General features: G+C 61.8%; 18 protein-coding genes and 2 pseudogenes. 12 read left to right on the top strand and 8 right to left on the bottom strand.

Features of this window, described 5'->3' with window-relative positions; all coding sequences use genetic code 11:
- Positions 1-32 precede the first annotated feature (32 nt).
- Positions 33-911, top strand: coding sequence for a DMT family transporter (locus tag VRB54_RS20590; protein ID WP_338478566.1), 879 nt, complete (start codon positions 33-35; stop codon positions 909-911).
- Position 912: 1 nt separating this feature from the next.
- On the opposite strand, the gene VRB54_RS20585 is transcribed toward VRB54_RS20590, so the two are convergent.
- The gene (locus VRB54_RS20585) at positions 913-2,247 is read right to left on the bottom strand and encodes an MFS transporter (RefSeq protein ID WP_231422591.1); all 1,335 of its coding nucleotides are present in this window, start codon (positions 2,245-2,247) and stop codon (positions 913-915) included.
- A 213-nt stretch (positions 2,248-2,460) separates the two neighbouring features.
- On the opposite strand from VRB54_RS20585, the gene quiC reads away from it, so the two are divergent.
- Together quiC and VRB54_RS20575 are read left to right on the top strand one after the other, a co-directional pair.
- Complete coding sequence (quiC, locus tag VRB54_RS20580) at positions 2,461-4,362, top strand: 3-dehydroshikimate dehydratase QuiC (protein ID WP_338478565.1); 1,902 nt, start codon at positions 2,461-2,463, stop codon at positions 4,360-4,362.
- A gap of 78 nt (positions 4,363-4,440) precedes the next feature.
- Entirely contained in the window at positions 4,441-5,106 is a 666-nt protein-coding gene (locus tag VRB54_RS20575) for a TetR/AcrR family transcriptional regulator (RefSeq protein ID WP_003236928.1), read from the top strand.
- A gap of 270 nt (positions 5,107-5,376) precedes the next feature.
- Here VRB54_RS20575 and VRB54_RS20570 read toward each other — a convergent pair whose 3' ends face one another.
- On the bottom strand, positions 5,377-6,228 hold the full coding sequence (locus VRB54_RS20570; RefSeq protein WP_338481138.1) for a shikimate dehydrogenase: 852 nt from the start codon (positions 6,226-6,228) through the stop codon (positions 5,377-5,379).
- Positions 6,225-6,671 (bottom strand): type II 3-dehydroquinate dehydratase, encoded by a 447-nt coding sequence (gene aroQ, locus VRB54_RS20565; RefSeq protein ID WP_338478564.1) that lies wholly within the window; start codon positions 6,669-6,671, stop codon positions 6,225-6,227. Before aroQ ends, VRB54_RS20570 begins: the two co-directional genes overlap by 4 nt.
- A 223-nt stretch (positions 6,672-6,894) precedes the next feature.
- On the opposite strand from aroQ, the pseudogene VRB54_RS20560 reads away from it, so the two are divergent.
- A pseudogene (locus tag VRB54_RS20560) lies at positions 6,895-7,173 on the top strand (DUF2442 domain-containing protein); the annotation flags it as partial.
- Positions 7,174-7,190: 17 nt separating this feature from the next.
- On the opposite strand, the gene trmA reads toward VRB54_RS20560, so the two are convergent.
- Positions 7,191-8,270, bottom strand: a complete 1,080-nt coding sequence (gene trmA / locus VRB54_RS20555; protein WP_338478563.1) for a tRNA (uridine(54)-C5)-methyltransferase TrmA — start codon at positions 8,268-8,270, stop codon at positions 7,191-7,193.
- Positions 8,267-9,562: an NCS2 family permease gene (locus VRB54_RS20550; RefSeq protein WP_057008669.1), complete on the bottom strand. Its 1,296-nt coding sequence runs from the start codon at positions 9,560-9,562 to the stop codon at positions 8,267-8,269. The genes trmA and VRB54_RS20550 overlap by 4 nt, the downstream gene beginning before the upstream one ends.
- A 188-nt stretch (positions 9,563-9,750) precedes the next feature.
- On the opposite strand from VRB54_RS20550, the gene VRB54_RS20545 reads away from it, so the two are divergent.
- The 4 genes from VRB54_RS20545 to VRB54_RS20530 all read left to right on the top strand — a co-directional run bounded on the left by VRB54_RS20545 (position 9,751) and on the right by VRB54_RS20530 (position 13,983).
- On the top strand, positions 9,751-10,197 hold the full coding sequence (locus VRB54_RS20545; RefSeq protein ID WP_209985037.1) for a DUF4879 domain-containing protein: 447 nt from the start codon (positions 9,751-9,753) through the stop codon (positions 10,195-10,197).
- Between the two features lie 95 nt (positions 10,198-10,292).
- Complete coding sequence (locus VRB54_RS20540) at positions 10,293-10,817, top strand: (2Fe-2S)-binding protein (RefSeq protein WP_338478562.1); 525 nt, start codon at positions 10,293-10,295, stop codon at positions 10,815-10,817.
- Positions 10,814-11,803, top strand: a complete 990-nt coding sequence (locus VRB54_RS20535) for a xanthine dehydrogenase family protein subunit M (protein WP_338478561.1) — start codon at positions 10,814-10,816, stop codon at positions 11,801-11,803. The genes VRB54_RS20540 and VRB54_RS20535 overlap by 4 nt, the downstream gene beginning before the upstream one ends.
- Positions 11,800-13,983 (top strand): xanthine dehydrogenase family protein molybdopterin-binding subunit, encoded by a 2,184-nt coding sequence (locus VRB54_RS20530; RefSeq protein ID WP_338478560.1) that lies wholly within the window; start codon positions 11,800-11,802, stop codon positions 13,981-13,983. Before VRB54_RS20535 ends, VRB54_RS20530 begins: the two co-directional genes overlap by 4 nt.
- Positions 13,984-14,187: 204 nt before the next feature.
- Here the strand turns inward: VRB54_RS20530 and VRB54_RS20525 are convergent, their stop codons facing one another.
- Complete coding sequence (locus tag VRB54_RS20525; RefSeq protein ID WP_338478558.1) at positions 14,188-15,429, bottom strand: MFS transporter; 1,242 nt, start codon at positions 15,427-15,429, stop codon at positions 14,188-14,190.
- A 319-nt stretch (positions 15,430-15,748) separates the two neighbouring features.
- Here VRB54_RS20525 and VRB54_RS20520 point away from each other — a divergent pair, with 319 nt between their 5' ends.
- From VRB54_RS20520 to VRB54_RS20510, 3 genes are read left to right on the top strand one after another with little or no spacing between them, the layout of a single operon-like run.
- Positions 15,749-17,182: a cytochrome ubiquinol oxidase subunit I gene (locus tag VRB54_RS20520; protein WP_338478557.1), complete on the top strand. Its 1,434-nt coding sequence runs from the start codon at positions 15,749-15,751 to the stop codon at positions 17,180-17,182.
- 1 nt (position 17,183) lies between these two features.
- Positions 17,184-18,191 carry a cytochrome d ubiquinol oxidase subunit II gene (gene cydB / locus VRB54_RS20515; protein WP_209985017.1) on the top strand — a complete coding sequence of 336 codons (1,008 nt, stop codon included), beginning with the start codon at positions 17,184-17,186 and terminating at the stop codon, positions 18,189-18,191.
- Positions 18,192-18,203: 12 nt separating this feature from the next.
- Entirely contained in the window at positions 18,204-18,371 is a 168-nt protein-coding gene (locus VRB54_RS20510; RefSeq protein ID WP_338478556.1) for a DUF2474 domain-containing protein, read from the top strand.
- Between the two features lie 69 nt (positions 18,372-18,440).
- On the opposite strand, the pseudogene VRB54_RS20505 reads toward VRB54_RS20510, so the two are convergent.
- Positions 18,441-19,564 (bottom strand): annotated as a pseudogene (locus tag VRB54_RS20505) (methyltransferase).
- A gap of 164 nt (positions 19,565-19,728) precedes the next feature.
- Positions 19,729-20,439 (bottom strand): LuxR family transcriptional regulator, encoded by a 711-nt coding sequence (locus tag VRB54_RS20500; RefSeq protein WP_338478555.1) that lies wholly within the window; start codon positions 20,437-20,439, stop codon positions 19,729-19,731.
- Between the two features lie 422 nt (positions 20,440-20,861).
- On the opposite strand from VRB54_RS20500, the gene VRB54_RS20495 reads away from it, so the two are divergent.
- Entirely contained in the window at positions 20,862-21,638 is a 777-nt protein-coding gene (locus VRB54_RS20495) for a ferredoxin--NADP reductase (protein ID WP_338478554.1), read from the top strand.
- The last annotated feature ends 22 nt before the right edge of the window (positions 21,639-21,660 follow it).

Below are 21,660 nucleotides of genomic sequence, written 5' to 3'. Positions count from 1 at the left end.
ATCGCGTTTAACTCGCCACACAAGAGAATTCAATGACTGTCAGTACCCCGCTTTCCGGCGTCAACCATCCGCTCAAAGGCATCCTGTTGATTGTGGTGGCGACGTTCCTGTTCTCCAGCCACGACGCGCTGTCCAAATACCTGGCCGGGTTCTACCCGATCGTGATGGTGGTGTGGGCACGCTACATGGTGCACACCTTGCTGATGGCCGGGATTTTCCTGCCGCAGTCGGGCCTGCGCGTACTGCGCAGCAAACGCCCCGGCATGCAGGTGGTGCGAGCGTTATGCCTGCTGGGCACCAGCCTGTTTTTCACCACGGCGCTGCATTACATCCCGCTGGCGGAAGCCACGGCGGTGAACTTCCTCGCGCCCATCCTGGTGACCGCGTTGTCGGTGCCGCTGCTGGGCGAGCACGTTACGCGGGGCCAGTGGCTGGCGGTGATCTGCGGGTTTATCGGCGTGGTGATCATCATCCACCCCGGCGGTGAACTGTTTACCCCTGCGGTGCTGCTGCCGTTGTGCTCGGCGCTGTTCTTCTGCTTCTACCAGTTGCTCACGCGCATCCTCAGCCAATACGACACGCCCACCACCAGCAATTTTTTCGCCGGGCTGTGCAACACCCTGGTGATGAGTGCGATGGTGCCGTTCTTCTGGCATGTGCCGAGCCTGTGGCATGGGGTGATGATGCTGGCGCTGGGCACTTGCGGCATGACCGCCCACTTGATGTTGACCCAGGCGTTCCGCTTCGCGGCGCCGGCATTGCTGGCGCCGTTCGGCTATTGCCAGATCGTGTTTGCGGGGTTGTTGGGCTGGCTGGTGTTCAGTCATACCCCCGACATGACCACGGTGGTCGGCATCGGGGTGATCTGCATGAGCGGGCTGGCCGCTGCCTGGCAGCAGCGGCGTCGTTGAGTTACACGTCTACCGTCGGGATCTTGCGCGGGGCCATGAAGTACATCCAGGTCAGCGCAATGAAGTACATCGCCGGGATCAGGGTGAACAACACCGTGTAGTTGTTGTTGGTCACCGTGAGGATGTGGCCGACGATCTGAGTCATGAACATGCCGCCGATGGCCGCGCACATCCCGCCGAACCCGAATACCGTGCTCATCATGTGCTTGGGCGTGTAGTCCATCACCAGGCTCCAGATGTTGGCGGTCCAGGCCTGGTGCGCACCGATGGCCAGGGAGATGGCAAACACCGCGACCCACAGCTGGCTGGAGCCGGCCGCCATGATCACGCCGACGATGCAGCAGGCGAACAGCAGCATCGACAGCAGTCGTGCCTTGATCGAGTTCATGCCACGGCCGATCAGGAACGACGACAGGATACCGCCGCCCACGCTGCCGAAGTCGGCGGTGAGGTAGATGATGATCAGCGGGATGCCCATCTGCGTCACGTTGATGCCCAGGTTGTATTGCTGGTTCAGGAACGGCGGCAGCCAATACAGGTAGAACCAGAACACCGGGGCGGTCAGGGCGTAAGCGATGGCGAAAGCCCAGGTGCCGCGCATGCGCAGGATGCGGCTGAACGGAACGCCCGGTTGCTCCGGCTCGACTTCCCGCTGCACGTAGTCCAGTTCCGATTGTTTAACGCTCGGATGGTCTTCCGGGTTGTAGTACTTCAAACCCCAGAACACCAGCCACAGCGCGCCCAGCGATGCCATGCAGAGGAACGCCGCCTGCCAGCCCCATACGTGCAGGATCAACGGCAGCAGCATCGGCGTCATCATGGCGCCGACGTTGGTGCCGGCGTTGAAGATACCGGTGGCCACTGCGCGTTCACCGGCCGGGAACCACAGACGGGTGGTCTTGACGCAGGCCGGGTAGTTGGCGGCTTCGGTCAGGCCCAGGATAAAGCGGCACACCATAAAGCCCACTGCCGAGGTGGCCAGGCCGTGCGCGCCGGTGGCCAGGCTCCACAACAACACGGCGCAGAAGAACACGCGCTTCACACCCACTCGGTCGATCAAGCGGCCCTGCAGCACGAAGCCGATGGCGTAGCCCACCTGAAACCAGAAGTTGATGTTGGCGTAGTCCATCGCCGTCCAGCTCATTTCCTTGGCGAGGATCGGTTGCATCACGCCCAGGGCGGCGCGGTCGATGTAGTTGAGGGTGGTGGCGAAGAACACCAGGGCCAGCATGCCCCAGCGAGTTTTACCCACGGCCAGGGCGCCGCGGATCTTGTCGCCGATGCCGGCGTGCGGGGTGCCCGGGCGCGTGGCCAGGGTAGGGTTTTGCAAAGGCATGAGGTCGTACCCGTTTTTTTGAAATTTTTATGGTGTGTTCTGGGTCTTTTCTTACGAGATCGATGGTGCGCAGCGGTTAAAAAATCGTCAATTCGCCAAATCGGCTAGTGTTCGATAATCGCACCAAAAACTAACCGGTTCGTACATTATGATTGCTGCGTGTAGGCTGGGGGCGAATAATTTGCCACAAACAACACGTGCCGGGAGAACTCCATGCAACGATCCATCGCTACCGTTTCCTTGAGCGGCACCCTGCCGGAAAAGCTCGAAGCCATTGCCGCCGCCGGTTTTGATGGGGTTGAGATCTTCGAGAACGACCTGTTGTATTACGACGGGAGCCCGCGCGAAGTTAGACAAATGTGTGCCGACCTCGGAATTGCCATCACATTGTTCCAGCCGTTTCGCGACTTTGAAGGCTGCCGCCGCGACCGCCTGGCGCGCAACCTGGAGCGCGCCGAGCGCAAGTTCGACTTGATGCAGGAACTGGGCACCGACCTGGTGCTGGTATGCAGCAACGCCTCGGCCGATTGCGTGGGCGATGAACGCATCCTGCTGGATGACCTCAGCCTTTTGGCCGAACACGCCGGTCGTCGTGGCTTACGCATTGGCTACGAAGCGCTGGCCTGGGGCAAGCATGTGAATACCTGGCAGCAGGTGTGGAACCTGGTGCGCCAGGTCGATCATCCCGCCCTGGGCGTGTTGCTCGACAGTTTCCATACGCTGTCGCTCAAAGGCGACCCAAGTGGCATTGCCCAGATACCGGGCGACAAGATCTTCTTTGTGCAAATGGCCGACGCGCCGATCCTGGCCATGGACGTGCTGGAGTGGAGCCGGCATTTTCGCTGCTTCCCGGGTCAGGGTGAGTTCGACCTGGCGGGGTTTCTTGCGCCGATCATCCAGAGCGGCTACAGCGGGCCGCTGTCCCTGGAAATCTTCAACGATGGTTTTCGGGCCGCCCCCACGCGCGCGAATGCGGCCGACGGCCTGCGCTCGCTGCTGTACCTGGAAGAGAAAACCCGGCAACGCCTGGCCGAGCAAGCACCTGCCGCGCCGGTCGATATCCTCTTTGAAACGCCTGCCGCCAGCGAGTACGACGGCATTGAGTTCCTCGAATTCGCCGTGGATGAAAGCCTTGGCGCCAAGCTCACCCACTGGCTGGAACGCCTGGGTTTTGCCAGGGCCGGGCAGCACCGCTCGAAAAATGTGAGCCTGCTGCGCCAGGGTGATATCAACCTGATCCTCAATTGCGAACCCTATTCCTTCGCTCACAACTTCTTCGAGGCCCATGGGCCGTCGTTGTGTGCCACGGCGATTCGGGTCAAGGACAGTGCCAAGGCACTGCAACGTGCCGTGGCCTTCAAGGGCCAGCCTTATCGCGGCCTGGTCGGGCCCAATGAACTGGAACTGGCCGCCGTGCGTGCGCCGGATGGCAGCCTGATCTACCTGGTGGACCCCAGCGAAGGCGGCCTGTACGACACGGATTTCAACCTGCAATCGGCGTCTTCCGCCAGCGGCGGGCTGCTGCGCATCGACCATATGGCCATGGCTCTGCCGGCCGACAGCCTGGACAGCTGGGTGCTGTTCTACAAGAGCCTGCTCGACTTCGAGGCCGATGACGAAGTGGTGCTGCCTGACCCTTACGGGTTGGTGAAAAGCCGCGCGCTGCGCAGCCGCTGCAGCTCGATTCGCCTGCCGCTGAATATCTCCGAGAACCGCAATACGGCCATTTCCCACGCACTGTCGAGCTATCGCGGCTCGGGTGTGCACCACATTGCCTTCGACTGCGCGGATATTTTCGCCGAGGTGCGCCGAGCCAAGGACGCCGGGGTGCCGCTGCTGGATATCCCGCTCAATTACTACGACGACCTCGCCGCCCGTTTTGATTTCGACGACGAGTTCCTCAGCGAGCTGGCGTACTACAACGTGCTGTACGACCGCGACGCCCAGGGGGGTGAGCTGTTTCATGTGTACACCGAACCGTTCGAGGGGCGGTTTTTCTTCGAGATCCTGCAGCGCAAGAATGGCTACGCCGGCTATGGCGCGGCGAACGTGGCGGTGCGTCTGGCGGCGATGGCCAAGTCGCGCAGCGGCGCGGTTCGTCAGGCGCGTTTGTGATACAGGGCCAGGTGCTTCCTTCGGGAAGCGCCGCGCCCCATAATCGCAGCCTGCATAACACACCGCCATGAGCGCACCATGACCCTGACTCCCGATCTCTCCGCCGTGTCAGACGCACCGCGCAAGAGTCGCAAGAACAATCCGGAAAAGACCCGGGAGAATATTCTCCAGGAAGCCATCGTCGAATTTGTTCAGCAGGGCCTGTCCGGCGCCCGTGTGGACGCCATCGCCGAGCGCATTCACACTTCCAAGCGCATGATCTATTACTACTTCGGCAGCAAGGAGCAGTTGTACGTCGAGGTGCTGGAAAAACTCTACGGCGACATCCGCAATACCGAAACCCGCATGAACCTTACTGCCCTGGAGCCGCGCGAAGCGATCCGGCGGCTGGTGGAATTTACCTTTGATCACCATGATCAGAATGTGGATTTTGTGCGCATTGTGAGCATCGAAAATATCCACAATGCCGAGTATGTGAAGCGCACCGACACGATCAAGGCGATGAACAGCAAGATCCTGGAGGGGCTGGGTGAAACCCTGCGCCGTGGCGCCGAGCTGGGATTGTTTCGGGAGGGGCTGGAGCCCTTGGATGTGCACCTGCTGATCAACTCGTTCAGCTTTTATCGGGTGTCCAACCGCCATACCTTCAGTGAGATCTTTCAGATCGAACTGTCGGATGAGGCGGTTAAACAGCGGCACCGCGAGATGATCTGTGAGTCGGTGTTGCGTTACTTGCAGGCCTGATTACACGTTTTGAAATGCAATCCATGTGGGAGGAGGCAAGCTCCCCACTTATCAAACACAAAATAAATTGTTGATTTAAAAAATGAAATTTCAGGAGTCCACATTCCTGTGGCGAGCAGGCTTGTCCTGCGTTGGGCTACGCGGCGGCCCCAAAACCATGCTCTGCGCAGGGTCAGATACACCGCGTTTTACTTGATTGGGGGCGCTTCGCACCCCAACGCGGGGCAAGCCCGCTCGCCACAACAAGCCCGCTCGGAGCCTCCCACATTTTCAGGTGTTCATGGTCTGGAAGTGCGCAAGCATTCTTTGCGCATCCGCCACCTCACCACTGAACAACTCAAACGCCTTCACCGCTTGAAACACCGCCATATTGCCGCCATCCAGCGTACGACAACCCAGGGCACGGGCATCGCGCAGCAGTTGGGTTTCCAGAGGGAAGTACACGATTTCCGCGACCCACAGTTGCGCGCGTAACAGCGCTGCAGGCACCGGCGTGCCGGGCAGTTTGGCCATGCCCATCGGCGTGGTGTTCACCAGGCCATCGGCCTCGGCCATGGCGTTGTCCAATTGGCTGCCGACCTCGGCGCGGCCCTTGCCGAAGCGTGAGGTCAAGTTATCCACAAGCTCGCGCGATCGGGCGACGTCCACGTCGAAAATACTCAACTGCTGCACACCCTCGGCCAGCAACGCATGGGCAACCGCCGCCCCGGCACCGCCGGCGCCCATCTGCACCACGCGCTGACGCGGCACGTCATTGAGGTTGCGTCGAAAGCCTTCGGCAAAGCCCAGGCAATCGGTGTTGTGACCGATGCGCCTGCCATCCTTGAACACCACGGTGTTTACCGCGCCGATGCCGCGCGCTTCATCCGATAAGTCATCCAGCAACGGCAGGATCGCCTGCTTGCACGGGTAAGTAATGTTCAAACCGGTGAACTGCATCGACTCTGCGGCGCGCAGCAGGTCGGGCAGGGCGCTGACGGTCAGTTGCAACGGTTCAAGGTCGATCAGGCGATACAGGTAGCGCAAGCCCTGGGCGTCACCTTCCTGCTCGTGCAGGGCCGGGGTGCGGGAGGCCTGGATACCGGCGCCGATAAGGCCGGCGAGCACGCGTGGTTTCATCAGGCGCATCCTTTGAGCGTGTGACTGAAATGTTCCAGGGCCAAGTGATAGCCATGGCTGCCAAACCCAGCCAGTACCGCCTTGGCGACCGGGGATACGAACGAGTGATGACGAAAGGCTTCGCGCGCATGCACGTTGGATAAATGCACTTCGATCACCGGCACTTCACTGGACACCAGCGCATCACGGATGGCGACCGAGGTGTGGGTCCAGGCGGCCGGGTTGATCACGATTCCGGCGCAACGGGCGCGGGCGCCGTGGATCCAGTCGAGCAGTTCGCCTTCGTGGTTGGTCTGGCGAAACTCGACTTTCAGCCCGAGCTGCTGCGCACTGCGTCCGCACAGGGCGGCGACATCGGCCAGGGTTTCATGGCCATAGGTGGCAGGCTCGCGAGTGCCGAGCAGGTTGAGATTGGGGCCGTTGAGCACCAGCACGATGGGCGGCATTGGGGGATCTCCACAGTTCTTATTGGTTGTGGGGATAAAATGTACTGGTTGGTTAGTTTGGTCAATGGATGGCGCGGGGTGTGTTCGATTATCGAACGATTAATCGTGGCTTCAGACGTTGGAATGTGCGGTAACAACGCTGCATTCGACGAATTGTGCGCTGTTACTAATCTGTGAAAAAGCTTCGGAGTGATGGAGCCGGTTGTCGGGTTGCAGAAGGAGTCTTGCGGAGTTCGAAGGGTTTTCCCAGGAGGATTTCCAGCAGTTGGAAGTCGGCTTTGGCGGCAAGGCACTGTGCTGCGAGCCTCAGGACCTCGATGTGTCAATCACCGGCCTGATCGCCACAAGCCAGCCTCTGATGGATCTAGCGGTAAGCCTGGTGGCGTCACGCAACGGTCGCAAGAGCAGCGCGGCCAAATCCGCCGCCGCTCGCGCCAATGGCAAGAAGGGTGGCCGGCCCCCCAAAAAAGCGCCGGACACCGGTGACTCCACTGACGCATGACGCTGTAGACGTCTGGATCAACGACGGCTCAGCAACACCCCGGACTCCATGTGATGCGTCCACGGAAACTGGTCAAACAGGGCGCACCGGGTAATGCGGTGCGTGTCATGCAGTTGCGCAATGTTCGCCGCCAGCGTCTCGGGGTTGCAGGAGATGTACAGGATATTGTCGAAGCGTCGGGTCAGTTCGCAGGTGTCCGGGTCCATGCCGGCGCGTGGCGGGTCGACGAATACGCTGCCGAATTCGTAGCTTTTCAAGTCAATGCCGTGCAGGCGACGGAACGGGCGAACTTCGTTCAGCGCCTGGGTGAGTTCTTCGGCAGAGAGACGCACCAGCGTGACGTTATTCACCGCGTTTTCATCAAGGTTGCTCAGCGCCGCATTCACCGAGGTCTTGCTGATCTCGGTCGCCAGCACCTTGCGCACGCGGGTGGCCAACGGCAGGGTGAAGTTGCCGTTGCCGCAGTACAGCTCCAGCAAGTCATCCGGGCGCTCGCCCAATGCCTCGAACGCCCAGTTGAGCATCTTCTGGTTCACCGTGCCGTTGGGCTGGGTGAAGGCGCCTTCGGGTTGGCGGTAGCTGAAGGTGCGCCCGCCGACGTCGAGTTTCTCCACCACGTAGTCGTGGCCGATCACATCGCGCTTGCCCTTGGAGCGGCCGATGATGCTCACGCCCAGGTCAGCCGCAAGCGTGTTCGCCGCCGTGTGCCAGTGTTCGTCCAGCGGGCGGTGATAGCACAGGGTGATCATCGCATCGCCGGCCAGGGTGGTGAGGAACTCCACCTGGAACAGCTTGTGACTCAGGGCGGCGCTGGCTTGCCAGGCGGCCTTGAGCTGCGGCATCAACTGGTTGATGCGCTGGCTGGCAATCGGGAAGTCTTCGATCAGGATCGGCGTGCGCTTGTCGTCCTGGGAGAACATCGCGTAGTGACGCTCGCCGTCTTCGCGCCACAGGCGGAACTCGGCGCGCAGGCGAAAGTGCTGCAGCGGCGAGTCGAAGACCTGCGGCTCGGGCGCGTCGAACGGTGCCAGCAGGTCACGCAGGCGCGTGACCTTGTCCTGCAGTTGCGCGGTGTAGCGTGCGGCGTCAAAAGTCATGCGTTGAACCAGCCCAGCTTGATCACGAACAGAATCGACAGAATCACCAGCGCCGGGTTCAGCTCACGGTAGCGGCCCGAAAGCAGCTTGATGGCGGTCCAGGCGATGAAACCGAAGGCGATGCCGTTGGCGATGGAGTAAGTGAAGGGCATCGCCAGGGCGGTGATCACCACCGGCGCTGCCACAGTAATGTCGTCCCAGTCGATTTCGGCCAGGCCCTGGGTCATCAGCACCGCCACGAACAGCAGCGCCGGCGCGGTGGCGAAAGCGGGAACGCTGGCAGCCAGTGGCGAGAAGAACAGCGCCAGCAGGAACAGAATGGCGACCACGATGGCCGTCAGGCCGGTACGGCCACCGGCGCTCACGCCCGCGGCAGATTCGATGTAGCTGGTGGTGGTCGAGGTGCCCAGCAGGGAACCGGCCATGGCCGCGGTGCTGTCGGCGATCAGCGCACGACCCATTTTTGGCATGTGGCCGTCCTTGCCCATCAGACCGGCGCGCTTGGCGACGCCGATCAGGGTGCCGGAGTTGTCGAACAGGTCGACGAACAGGAAGGCGAAGATCACGCTGACCAGGCCGATATCCAGCGCGCCCTTGATGTCCAGTTGCAGGAAGGTCGGCGCCAGGGACGGCGGCATGGAGGTCACGCCGCCGAACGGGGTAATGCCGAGCAGGATCGACACAATGGTCACCGCCAGAATGCCGATCAGCACCGCGCCGCGCACGGCCAGGGCTTCCAGCGCCACGATCAGCACGAAGCCCAGGGTGGCGAGGATGGGAGCCGGTTGCTTGAGGTCGCCCATGCCAATCAGGGTGGCCGGGTTGGCAACCACGATCCCGGCGTTATGCAGGGCGATCAGTGCCAGGAACAGGCCGATACCGGCGGCAATCGCCGAGCGCAGCGGCAGGGGGATGCTGTTGATGATCCACTCACGGATGCGGAAGATCGACAGCAGGAAGAACAGCACCGCCGAGATGAAGACCGCGCCCAGCGCCACCTGCCAGGTGTGGCCCATGTGCAGCACCACGGTGTAGGTGAAGAAGGCGTTCAGGCCCATGCCCGGTGCCAGCGCAATCGGGTAGTTGGCGATCAGACCCATCACGGTCGAACCGATGGCGGCGGCCAGGCAGGTCGCGACGAACACAGCGCCCTTGTCCATGCCGGTCTCGCCCAGAATGCTCGGGTTCACGAACAGGATGTAGGCCATCGCCAGGAACGTGGTGATCCCCGCAAGAATCTCGGTGCGCACGTTGGTGTTGTGGGCTTTGAGTTGAAACAGCTTTTCCAGCATGCCGGCTCCCTGTGACGCTATCTTGCGTCGTTATTTGTTGACCTCTAAGTCAAAGCACAAACTGCGCCAAGCGCCTGTGGCTTCAGAGAGGATCGGAAAAAGCGGCGCATCATACCAGCAGCCGAGGCTGTGTGGCGCGTGGCCTTGAGGCATACTGCGGCGACGTTTGATAGCGGGTAGTCGACAGCATGAAAAAAGCCAACGCGTGGAGTCTAGCGCTGTTCCCCTTTATTGGCCTGTGGCTCGGTGCAGCACCGGCGTGGGGCGCCGCTGCACCGGCCTTGAGCGAGGTGCGGGTATTCAAGGTCGAGTCGGCGCGCTGCACCGAAAGCATCCCGGACCGCGTGACCACCACCCAGATGTGCACGCACCGTGGGCCCACCAAGGTATCGGTGATGGAAGTGGGCCTGGGCAACAACCCGGTCGGGCGCTTCAACGGCGCGGTGCTCAATGCTCAGCGCACGGCGGTGTGCCAGGTCGGCAATATCAGCCAGGCATGCAATGGCGCAGGCCAACTGATCGGCTACATCTATGTGTTCGACCTTAACGTCGCAGGCCCCGGCGGCTTTGAATACAGCAACTCCTCGATCAATCCACCGCGCAACACCCTCAAGACCCAACTCAATATCCTCTGATCAATCCGCTTGAACGCTCATACCCCCGGGAAGTCGTACCCCTGAGACGGCGATTTCCCTAACGCCGCGGATGTACACCAACCCGTGAGGTGTTTATGAGCGCGACCCCCAATGGCGCGGCGGCCCAACCGTTCGTCGCCCACCCAATACGCTTGACCCTCAACGGTCAGGAACGCCAACTGAGCGTGTTGCCCTGGACCACCCTCCTGGACCTGCTGCGCGAACAACTGGACCTGGTCGGCAGCAAGAAAGGCTGCGACCACGGCCAGTGCGGCGCCTGCACCGTGTTGCGCGACGGCAAGCGCGTCAATGCCTGCCTGACCCTGGCCATCATGTGCGACGGTGCCGAGCTGACCACCATCGAAGGTCTGGCCGACGGCGACCAGTTGCACCCGATGCAGCAAGCCTTCATCAAGCACGACGCCTTCCAGTGCGGCTACTGCACCCCCGGTCAGATCTGCTCCGCCGTGGGCCTGGTCAACGAAGGCCGTGCCCACGACAGCGCACAGATCCAGGAACTGATGAGCGGTAACCTCTGCCGTTGCGGCGCCTACAGCAATATCCGCGATGCCATCGAAGACGCGCTGCCCGCGTGCCGCCAGCGGGGAGGTGAGCAATGAATCCCTTCCACTACAGCAAGCCTGCCGATGTGCAGGAAGCGGTGCACCTGAGCAGCGCCGCCTCGCGCTTCATTGCCGGTGGCACCAACCTGCTGGACCTGATGAAAGAGAACATCAGCCGCCCCGAGCACCTGATCGACATCACCGGCCTGCCGCTGCGCGAGGTGGAAGAAACCGCCGACGGCGGCGTGCGCATCGGCGCCCTGGTCAGTAACGCCGACCTGGCCTGGCACCCGCTGATCGAACAGCGCTACCCGCTGCTGTCCCAGGCCATTCTCGCCGGCGCCTCGCCGCAGCTGCGCAATATGGCCAGCACCGGCGGCAACCTGTTGCAGCGCACCCGTTGCTACTACTTCTACGACGCCGCCGTGCCGTGCAACAAGCGCGAACCCGGCAGCGGTTGCCCGGCGCGCACGGGGTTGAACCGCATCCATGCGATCCTCGGCGCCAGCGACCAGTGCGTTGCTACTCACCCTTCCGACATGTGCGTGGCCCTCGCGGCGCTGGAAGCGCGGGTGCATGTGCAAGGACGCGCCGGCGCGCGAGTCATCGAGTTTGCCGATTTCCATCGCTTGCCCGGTGATGCGCCGCAACGCGACAACCAGTTGGCCGATGACGAGCTGATCACTGCTGTCGAACTGCCAGCCGATCACCTCGCCCGTCACAGCCACTACCTGAAAATCCGTGACCGCGCGTCCTATGCTTTCGCTCTGGTGTCCGTCGCCGCAGCCCTTGAGCTGGACGGTGACCGCATCGCTGACGCACGTCTGGCCCTCGGCGGTGTGGCCCACAAACCCTGGCGTGACCGCGCGGTGGAAAGCGCCTTGATCGGCCAGTCGGTCAGCCGCGAAACCTTCAGCAACGCCGCCGACGCGCTGCTGCAGGATGCCGAGCCGCTTGAGCACAACGGCTTCAAGATCAAGCTGGCACGCCGCGCAATTATCCGCGCCCTGAGCGACGCCGCCGTCGCAGGAGAACAGCCATGAGTGCTATCGGCAAACCCCTGGACCGCGTCGACGGTCTGCTCAAGGTCACCGGGCAAGCGCGCTACGCCGGTGAATTTCCCGAGGACGGCCTGCTGCACGGCAGCGTGGTCTCCAGCAACATTGCCAAGGGCCGGGTGCTGCGTATCGACGCCTCCCGAGCGCTGGCGCTGCCGGGCGTCGTGGCCGTGATCGACCACCTCAACCGGCCGAAAATTGCCAGCTACGATGACGCCTTCGCCGACGATGATGCGGCGGACGGTTCGCCCTTCCGCCCGTTGTACAACGACCGCGTGCTGTACAGTGGCCAGCCGCTGGCGCTGGTCATCGCCGATAACCTGGAGCTGGCGCGCCACGCCGGATCCCTGGTGCACATCGAGTACGAAACCGAAGCCTTCGACACCGATCTGGTTGCGCAGCAGGAGAGCGCACACCCCTCGCCGCAGACCCCGCCCAAACCGCGCGGCAACTTCCAGGCCGAATGGTCCGGCGCGGCCATCAGCCTCGACCTGCATTACAGCACCCCGATCGAACATCACAACCCCATGGAACCCCACGCCAGCACCGTGCTGTATCAGCCGGACGGCACCTTGCACATCCACGACAAGACCCAGGGCCCGCAAAACTGCCAGTCCTACGTGCAGGAGGTGTTCGGCCTGGATAAAAGCCAGGTGCGCATTTTTGCCGCGTTCGTCGGCGGCGCCTTTGGTTCCGGCCTGCGTCCGCAGTACCAGTTGCCGTTGGCGGTAATGGCGTCGCTGTCGCTCAAGCGCTCGGTGCGCGTGACCCTCACCCGCCAGCAGATGTTCACCTTCGGCTACCGCCCGCGCACCCTGCAGCGCCTGCAGATGGGCGCCGCTGCCAATGGTCGCTTGCTGGCCCTGGGACACACCGCGATTGGCCAGACCTCGCGCTTCGAGGACTTCAGCGAACATGTGGTGGAGTGGAGCGGCATGCTCTACCACTGCGACAACATTCAGCTGACCTACAAACTGGTGCCACTGGACGTCTACACCCCGCTGGACATGCGCGCACCCGGCGCTGCCCTGGGTGTGATCGGCCTCGAATGTGCGATGGATGAACTGGCTTGCGCCCTGGCCATCGACCCGGTGCAACTGCGCCTGATCAACTACGCCGAGCGTAACCAGAACGAAGACAAGCCCTGGTCCAGCAAAGCCTTGCGCGAGTGCTACAGCGAAGGCGCCGAGCGTTTTGGCTGGAGCCAGCGCAACCCGGAGCCGCGCAGCATGCGCGACGGTCGTCAGTTGATCGGCTGGGGCATGGCCGGTGGCGTGTGGGAAGCCATGCAGATGAAGGCCAGCGCCAAGGCGCGTCTGGACGCGAATGGCAAACTGACCGTGAGCAGCGCCACCACCGACATCGGTACCGGCACCTACACCGTGATGACGCAGATCGCGGCCCAGGCCAGCGGCGTGGCGATGGCCGATATCAGCTTTCTGCTGGGGGATTCATCCCTGCCCACCGCGCCGTTGCAAGGCGGCTCGTTTACCGTGTCGTCGGTCGGTACAGCGGTACAGCAGGCGTGCGAAGCGCTTAATGCCAGGTTGCTGAAAATCGCCCAACAGACCTATCCGGCTTTCAAGGACGTGGACACCGCGCGCTTTGAAGACGGTCAACTGCACGCCGGCGAACAGCGCGTGTCCCTGGCGCAGTTGGTCAAGGACAGCGGCGAACAGGCGCTGGAAGTACAGGTCGACAGCGAGCCCGACAAAAAGCGCGAAGGCTACGCCACGGCCACTCATTCGGCGGTATTCGTCGAAGTGCGCGTGGACGAGGACCTGGGCACCATCAAGGTCAGCCGCGTGGTCAGCGCGATTGCCGCCGGGCGCGTGGTCAACCCGAAAATGGCACGCAGCCAGATCCTCGGCGGTGTGGTGTGGGGCATCGGCATGGCGCTGCATGAAGAGACCCAGGTCGACCATCAACTGGGGCGCTACATGAACCACAGCCTGGCCGAGTATCACATTCCGGTTAACGCCGATATCGGCGAGATCGATGTGGTGTTTGTCGAGGAACATGACGAGATCGTCAACGCGCTGGGCTCCAAGGGCGTGGGCGAGATCGGCATTGTCGGCGTGGCGGCGGCGGTGGCGAACGCGGTGTACCACGCCACCGGCAAGCGGGTGCGGGAATTCCCGATTACCCTGGACAAGGTGCTCTAGCGATCACCGTAAACCCATGTGGGAGCGGGCTTGTTGTGGCGAGCGGGCTTGTCCCGCGTTGGGCTGCGCAGCGGCCCCAAAACCAGGCTCTGCGCGGTGTCAGGTACGCCGCGTTTTCGTTGATTGGGGGGCGCTTCGCACCCCAACGCAGGGCAAGCCTGCTCGCCACAGCCAGCTCCCTCCTTTGCCTTTATTGCAAGTGGGTCAGGCGGTGGATTTTTCTTCCACCGGCACATGCATCCGGTCCCGATTCGCCAGGGTCGGGAACAGTTTGATCCACACCCCGGTCACCACCAGCGTGCCGACCCCGCCCATCACCACGGCGGGCACGGTGCCGAACCAATGGGCGGTAATGCCCGATTCAAACTCACCCAACTGATTCGACGCGCCGATAAACAGGCCGTTGACCGCGCTGACGCGTCCGCGCATTTCATCCGGGGTTTCCAGTTGCACGAAGGACGCGCGAATGACCATGCTGATCATGTCTGCCGCGCCCAGCACCACCAGCACCGCCAGGGAAAACCAGAACGAGGTGGACAGGCCAAAGGCAATGGTCGCCACGCCAAACACACCCACGGCGGTGAACATCACGCGGCCCACCTTGCGGTCGACCGAGAACCGCGCCAGCCACAACGACATCAACAGCGCGCCCACCGCCGGTGCCGAGCGCAACAGGCCCAGGCCCCAGGGGCCGGTCAGCAGAATGTCCTTGGCGAACACCGGCAGCAACGCGGTGGCGCCGCCCAGCAGCACGGCAAACAGGTCGAGGGAGATCGCGCCGAGAATGTCCGGGCGACTGCGGATAAAGCGGATGCCGGCCAGCAACGAATCCAGCGTGGCTTTGCCTTTGTTCAGCGGCGTCTGGCGGGCAGGAAGGTTGAGCATCAGCACGCAGGCAATGAGGTACAGCACCACGGTGGGGCCGTACACCCAGACGCTGCCGAATGCGTAAAGCAGACCGCCGAGTGCCGGGGCGACGATGGTGGCCAGTTGCTGGGCCGACTGCGACGAGGCCACCGCCCTTGGGAACAACGCGCTGGGCACGATGCTCGGCAACAGCGCCTGGGTGGTGGGCTGTTCAAAGGAGCGGGCAGCGCCAAGCAGGAAGGCGAGGATAAAGATCATCTCGCGGGTCACGTGGCCGGTCAGGCCGCCGATGGCCAGGGAAAGTGCGATCAAGGCCTGCACGGTCTGGCAGATGGCCGCGACCCTGCGTCGCTCATAACGATCGGCTACATGCCCGGTGTGCAGCATGAACAGCACACGGGGCACAAACTCCACCAGACCGACCAGGCCCAGGTCGAGCACGTTGCCGGTGAGTTGGTAGAGGTTCCAGCCGATGGCTACGGTGAGCATCTGAAAGCCGCTGGCGGTAAAGATCCGCGCCAGCCAGAACGCGATAAAGGGACGGTGATGACGTAACAGCAACGCGGGTTCACTGGGCATCGGAGGTACTGGCCGGAGCTTGAGGGAACGCCGAGATTATCATCAAGCTGTAACAAATAGTTGCAAGAACAGCCGTGAGGCAGCCTGTCACGCGTCAATCCACCACACGGCCACTGACACAAAATGGGACTACTCTTTCAACAATGCTTGATCCAGATCAAAACCTGTGCGGGGTTTTGGTCTGGTGGCCGCGAGGCCGGAATCCCTGCGTGGATGGTCATAAAAAGAAACGAATTTGAATTCGCCACACTCCATATCCGTGGGGGCAGTGAATGCGGCCTTCAGCCAGCATTCGGTATTACCTGAAAGAGGAAAACTTATGTTCGGTTTGGAGGCGCTCGATCTCGCCCGAATCCAGTTCGCGTTCACTATCTCGTTTCACATCCTGTTCCCGGCCATTACCATCGGCCTGGCCAGTTACCTCGCGGTGCTGGAAGGCTTGTGGCTCAAGACCCGCAACGACACCTACCGTGACCTCTACCATTTCTGGTCGAAGATCTTCGCCGTCAACTTCGGCATGGGCGTGGTCTCGGGCCTGGTCATGGCCTATCAGTTCGGCACCAACTGGAGCCGCTTCTCGGACTTCGCCGGCGCCGTCACCGGGCCGTTGCTGACCTATGAAGTGCTCACGGCGTTCTTCCTCGAGGCTGGTTTCCTCGGCGTGATGCTGTTCGGCTGGAACAAGGTGGGGCGCAACCTGCACTTCTTTTCCACGGTGATGGTGGCCGTGGGGACGCTGATTTCCACGTTCTGGATTCTGTCGTCCAACAGCTGGATGCAGACGCCCCAGGGTTTTGAAATCATCGATGGCCGCGTGATCCCGACCGACTGGTTCGCCGTGGTCTTCAACCCCTCGTTTCCCTATCGCCTGGCGCACATGGCCACGGCGGCGTTCGTCGCCACGGCGTTCTTCGTCGGTTCCTCGGCGGCCTGGCACCTGCTGCGCGGCAAGGACAACCCGGCGATCCGCAAGATGCTCTCGATGGCGATGTGGATGGCGCTGATCGTCGCGCCCATCCAGGCGGTGATCGGTGACTTCCACGGCCTCAATACCCTGGAGCACCAGCCGGCGAAAATCGCGGCCATCGAAGGTCACTGGGAAAACAAAGGCAATGAGCCAACCCCATTGATCCTGTTCGGCTGGCCGGACATGAAGGCTGAAAAAACCAAATACGCGGTGGAAATTCCGTACCTGGGCAGCCTGATCCTGACCCACTCCCTGGACAAACAGGTGCCGGCGCTCAAGGAGTTCCCGCCTGAAGACCGTCCCAACTCGACCGTGGTGTTCTGGTCGTTCCGGGTCATGGTCGGCCTGGGCTTCCTGATGATCTTCACCGGTCTGTTCAGCCTCTGGCTACGCCGTGGCGACCGGATGTACACGTCCAAACCGTTTCTCTACCTGGCACTGTGGATGGGCCCGTCCGGCCTGGTCGCGATTCTTGCCGGCTGGTTCACCACCGAGATCGGCCGTCAGCCGTGGGTGGTCTACGGGCTGATGCGCACAGCCGATGCGTCCTCCGGGCACAGCCTGGCGCAGATGACCATTACGCTGGTGCTGTTCGTGGTGGTGTACTTCGCGCTGTTCGGCGCTGGCCTGGGCTACATGATGCGCCTGGTGCGCAAAGGCCCGGTCACCCACGAAAGTACCGAACCGACCCCCGGCGGCCCTGGCCAGAAACGCACGCCGGCGCGTCCGCTGTCGGCGGCCGATGACGGCACCGATGACGACCACCTCCAGCACAAGGGGCATTGAGATGGGTATTGACCTTCCGCTGATCTGGGCCGTGATCATCATCTTCGGCATCATGATGTACGTGGTGATGGACGGCTTCGACCTGGGTATCGGCATCCTCTTTCCGTTTATTCCGGGCAAGGTGGACCGTGACGTGATGATGAACACCGTCGCGCCGGTGTGGGACGGCAACGAAACCTGGCTGGTGCTTGGCGGCGCGGCGCTGTTCGGCGCGTTCCCGCTGGCCTATTCGGTGGTGCTGTCGGCGTTGTACCTGCCGTTGATCCTGATGCTGATCGGGCTGATCTTTCGCGGCGTGGCCTTCGAGTTCCGCTTTAAGGCCAAGGATCACAAGCGCCACCTGTGGGACAAGGCGTTCATCGGCGGCTCGATCGCCGCCACTTTCTTCCAGGGCGTGGCGCTGGGGGCGTTCATCGATGGCTTCCCGGTGGTTGACCGCCAGTTCGCCGGCGGCTCACTGGACTGGCTCACCCCGTTCACGCTGTTTTGCGGCGTGGCACTGATCTTCGCCTATGCGTTGCTCGGCTGCACCTGGCTGATCATGAAGACCGAAGGCAAGTTGCAGGCGCAGATGCACAGGCTGGCGCGCCCACTGGCCTTTGTGGTGCTGGCGGTGATGGGGATCGTCAGCCTGTGGACGCCGCTGGCCCACGGCGATATCGCATCGCGCTGGTTCAGCCTGCCGAACCTGTTCTGGTTCCTGCCGGTGCCGATCCTGGTGCTGGTGACCATGTACGGGCTGATTCGCGCCGTGGCGCGCCATGCGCATTACACGCCATTCCTGTTGACGCTGGTGCTGATCTTCCTCGGCTACAGCGGCCTTGGCATCAGCCTGTGGCCGAACATCATCCCGCCGTCGGTATCGATCTGGGACGCTGCCGCGCCGCCGCAGAGCCAGGGCTTCATGCTGGTGGGCACGTTGTTCATCATCCCGTTCATCCTGGGTTACACCTTCTGGAGCTATTACGTGTTCCGCGGCAAGGTCACCCACGAAGACGGCTATCACTAGGAGGGTCGCACCATGTCCGGCAAACCTTCGTTGCACGAAATCGAACAGGCCGAAAAGCAGCCACTCTGGCGGCGCCTGGGCTGGCTGGCAATGATCTGGACCGGCAGCGTGCTGGCTCTGTTCGTGGTGGCCAGCCTGATGCGCATGTTCATGACCGCGGCGGGCCTGACCACCCACTGACATCCCTGTCCGGGCTTCGCGGCCCGGTTTTCAGGCCTTGCGCTTCATCTGGAAGGGCAGGGCCTTTTTTTACTTGCGCGCTTTGAGGATGACGAACTTGGGGGTGGCGGCGACTTGCTCGACGCCACGGAACAGGCGCGCCAATTTGCTGTGATAGCCCAGGTGGCGGTTGCCGACGATATACAGCGCGCCGCCGACCACCAACGCTTCCCGGGCCTGCTGAAACATGCGCCAGGCGAGGAAATCGCCGACCACCTGCTGCTGGTGGAAGGGCGGGTTGCACAGCACCACGTCCAGCGATTGCGCTTCCTGACCGGCCAGGCCGTCGCCGGCACGCAGGATGACGTCACGCGCCCCCAGCGCCGCGCGCCAGTTCTCGCCGGCCGATTGAACGGCCATATAGGACTCGTCCACCAGGGTGTATTGAGCCTCAGGGTTGTGCAGCGCGCTGGCAATCGCCAATACGCCGTTGCCGCAACCCAGATCGGCCACGCGGGCACTGCCCAGGTTGGTCGGCAGGTGAGGGAGGAAGGCGCGGGTGCCGATGTCGAGGCCTTCGCGGCAGAACACGTTGGCGTGGTTGAGCAGCGTGATGGCGGGAGTGTCCAGCGTATAACGGCTGGGGTAGGGCGACACGGCGGCCGGGCGATCTTCCACGGTGGCGATCAGCAAGCGTGCTTTTTTCACCGCCAGCGACGCATGCATCGGCCCGATGTAGCGCTCGAGCAGTTCGCCGGCTGCCCGTGGCAAGTGTTTGACCATCGCTCCGGCAATCACCTCGGCGCCCGGCGCCAGCTGGCCTTGCAGGCGTATCAGTTGTTCTTCAAGCAATGCCAGGGTCTTGGGGACGCGTACCAGCACTCGGTCGAACGGCCCTGTCGGTACCTCGCTGGCGGGCACAAACGGCACGGCATCGAATGCCCTGGCGTTGCGCAAAAGATTTTTTCGAGGCCCTGAGCGGCCAGGAACGAGTCACCGCTGGACGTCACGTGCACCCGACCTTCCAGGCTGGCCGCCAACGCGCCGAAACTGTCGTTGAGCACCAGCACTCGGGTTGCCATCGTCGGTTGCTGCGCGGCCAGGTGGCTGAGCAGGTACTCGTCGGCTGCATCGAATGCCTGCAGCGGGTCATTGTGTTGCTCTGGCTGGCGAATCAGATCGAGCTGGGCGAAGGGGCTGTCGAGCAGGGGCATGGCGGGGGAAACTCTGGGTCATCGAATGAGCGTCGTGGCGCAAAGACCAGCCGCAACTATCTGAGCGAACTGCGAGGCGAACCCTCGGGGCTGCATCAACACTCAGATTTGGTCACAAATGTTACTTTTTTTCGATGAGATTACATGGGGCGTTTACGCAACGCTCAAAACAGGCCGGCCTTGGACGCGCAGAGCACGGCGGCGATCTTGCTGTTGACGCCCAGCTTCTTGAGGCAACTGCTGATATGAAAGCCCACCGTGCGCTCGGCCAGACACAGGACGGTGGCGATCTCAGACGCTGTCTTGCCCATGGCCGACCAGCGCAGGATTTCCGTTTCCCGGGGTGTCAGCTTGCAAGGTGGGCTGATGCCAGGCGTATCGGCAAATTTCTGCGCGACCACCGCGTGCATCGCGTGGCACATCCAGAGCACCTGGCCGGCTTTTTCGTAAAGCTCCTCGGGGCTGACCTCGCGCTTGCTTCGACCCAGGGTCAGCATGCTGAACACACCCTGAAAATCATGCACCGCCTGAGTCCATCCCTGATGCACGCCAAACGACTTGGCCACCGCCCATAAATCGGGAGTGGCAGCGAAGGTTTTTTCCTCCCAGACAATAGGCAGTACGCTACGTTTGCAATGAGCGACTATGGGATCAACATCGAAGAAGTGGGCTTGTTTATAGGTACTGGTCCATTCATTTGGGTAGTTGTTGAAATTGATGGGTTTCGTTTGGTTGTTGGGTTGTTGTGAGCTCATTGTAAACGAGCAGTATTCAAATCCGAGTTCGTAGGTCTGATTAATAACCATCTCATAAACAGTGGTTATCTTGTTCTCGCCTTCCAGCTTGGAAAGCCTCGTGTTTCGCCAGTTAACCATCAGGAACGCTCCATGAGTTTTGGTGTGACTTGGGTACGTCCTAGCTCCCAACGCGGCACGAAAACAGTGTAGGACATGACTTGCAGGATTGAACGAAAAATCTTCTTTGGATGTCAGATCGGATCGTTGATTTTTGTACGAGGGCAAGGATTTTGTATAACTTAATTGATTAAGCTCTTGAATTTCGGCTGTTTACTCAGAGCTTGCAGATATTTAAGAGGGACGTTGGAAGCAGCGTAATAGCGAAATATTCAGTAATCGTTATAAACATGCGATGCCAAGCAAGTGTATCTAAAAGTTAACACTGTACTCGCCGTTACAGAGTGCCGCGGTGGCAGCCAGTGGCAATGCCAGTACAAACCAACGGTGTTTACCCGCCAGGGTTTGAGGGACACTAGGGCACCTGTAGAACGGAGCCCCCCATGACGGCCAGTGCTGAGAAATTTACCTGCCAGACCTTGCTCGATGTGCAATCGCTGACCCCCAGCCTGTTTACCCTGCGCACCACTCGCGACGCCGGCTTTCGGTTCACCGCCGGCCAGTTCGTGCGCCTGGGCGTGACCAGGGCGGATGGCAGCACCGTATGGCGCGCCTACTCCATCGTGTCTTCACCGTTTGACGAGCACCTCGATTTCTTCTCCATCGTGGTGCCAGGTGGCGAGTTCACCAGTGAGCTCAGTCGTCTGAAGGTGGGCGATACCTTGATGGTGGAACGCCAGGCCACGGGCTATCTGACCCTGAACCGTTTCGTCGATGGACGCGACTTGTGGCTGCTGGGCACCGGGACTGGCGTGGCGCCGTTCCTGTCGATCCTGCAGGATTTTGAGGTGTGGGAAAAATTCGAGCGCATCGTCCTGGTGTACAGCGCGCGCGAGGCCAGGGAGTTGGCGTATCAGTCGCTGATCAGGGAGCTGGGTGAGCGCGAGTACCTGGCCGAGTTCGCGCACAAGCTCACCTACGTGCCGATCGTCACCCGCGAGCAGCATCCGGGCGCCTTGAATGGGCGTATTACCACCCTGATCGAAAACGGCGAACTGGAACGCGCCGCTGGCGTTGCGCTCACCCCGGAGCACTCCCGCGTGCTGATCTGCGGCAACCCGCAGATGGTTGACGACACGCGTCAGTTGCTCAAACAGCGCGACCTGCAGTTGAGCCTGAGCCGGCGCCCCGGTCAGGTGGCAGTAGAAAACTACTGGTAAGCAAAAAGGCGCCCGCAGGCGC

Origin of the sequence: Pseudomonas trivialis, assembly GCF_036864995.1 — a bacterium.
Classification (GTDB): Bacteria; Pseudomonadota; Gammaproteobacteria; order Pseudomonadales; family Pseudomonadaceae; genus Aquipseudomonas; species Aquipseudomonas trivialis.
Note: the sequence above shows the minus strand (reverse complement) of the source record. Positions and strands in the feature narration are given on the sequence as shown.

What these genes read in the sequence shown, in the direction of transcription:
- quiC (WP_338478565.1), top strand. Translation starts at nt 2,461, where the DNA reads ATGCAACGATCCATCGCTACCGTTTCCTTGAGCGGCACCCTGCCGGAA.
- VRB54_RS20510 (WP_338478556.1), top strand. Translation starts at nt 18,204, where the DNA reads ATGTCCGGCAAACCTTCGTTGCACGAAATCGAACAGGCCGAAAAGCAG.
- VRB54_RS20495 (WP_338478554.1), top strand. Translation starts at nt 20,862, where the DNA reads ATGACGGCCAGTGCTGAGAAATTTACCTGCCAGACCTTGCTCGATGTG.
- trmA (WP_338478563.1), bottom strand. Translation starts at nt 8,270, where the DNA reads ATGACTTTTGACGCCGCACGCTACACCGCGCAACTGCAGGACAAGGTC.
- VRB54_RS20530 (WP_338478560.1), top strand. Translation starts at nt 11,800, where the DNA reads ATGAGTGCTATCGGCAAACCCCTGGACCGCGTCGACGGTCTGCTCAAG.
- VRB54_RS20585 (WP_231422591.1), bottom strand. Translation starts at nt 2,247, where the DNA reads ATGCCTTTGCAAAACCCTACCCTGGCCACGCGCCCGGGCACCCCGCAC.
- VRB54_RS20590 (WP_338478566.1), top strand. Translation starts at nt 33, where the DNA reads ATGACTGTCAGTACCCCGCTTTCCGGCGTCAACCATCCGCTCAAAGGC.
- VRB54_RS20520 (WP_338478557.1), top strand. Translation starts at nt 15,749, where the DNA reads ATGTTCGGTTTGGAGGCGCTCGATCTCGCCCGAATCCAGTTCGCGTTC.
- cydB (WP_209985017.1), top strand. Translation starts at nt 17,184, where the DNA reads ATGGGTATTGACCTTCCGCTGATCTGGGCCGTGATCATCATCTTCGGC.
- VRB54_RS20500 (WP_338478555.1), bottom strand. Translation starts at nt 20,439, where the DNA reads ATGGTTAACTGGCGAAACACGAGGCTTTCCAAGCTGGAAGGCGAGAAC.
- VRB54_RS20525 (WP_338478558.1), bottom strand. Translation starts at nt 15,429, where the DNA reads ATGCCCAGTGAACCCGCGTTGCTGTTACGTCATCACCGTCCCTTTATC.
- VRB54_RS20550 (WP_057008669.1), bottom strand. Translation starts at nt 9,562, where the DNA reads ATGCTGGAAAAGCTGTTTCAACTCAAAGCCCACAACACCAACGTGCGC.
- aroQ (WP_338478564.1), bottom strand. Translation starts at nt 6,671, where the DNA reads ATGCCGCCCATCGTGCTGGTGCTCAACGGCCCCAATCTCAACCTGCTC.
- VRB54_RS20575 (WP_003236928.1), top strand. Translation starts at nt 4,441, where the DNA reads ATGACCCTGACTCCCGATCTCTCCGCCGTGTCAGACGCACCGCGCAAG.
- VRB54_RS20545 (WP_209985037.1), top strand. Translation starts at nt 9,751, where the DNA reads ATGAAAAAAGCCAACGCGTGGAGTCTAGCGCTGTTCCCCTTTATTGGC.
- VRB54_RS20535 (WP_338478561.1), top strand. Translation starts at nt 10,814, where the DNA reads ATGAATCCCTTCCACTACAGCAAGCCTGCCGATGTGCAGGAAGCGGTG.
- VRB54_RS20540 (WP_338478562.1), top strand. Translation starts at nt 10,293, where the DNA reads ATGAGCGCGACCCCCAATGGCGCGGCGGCCCAACCGTTCGTCGCCCAC.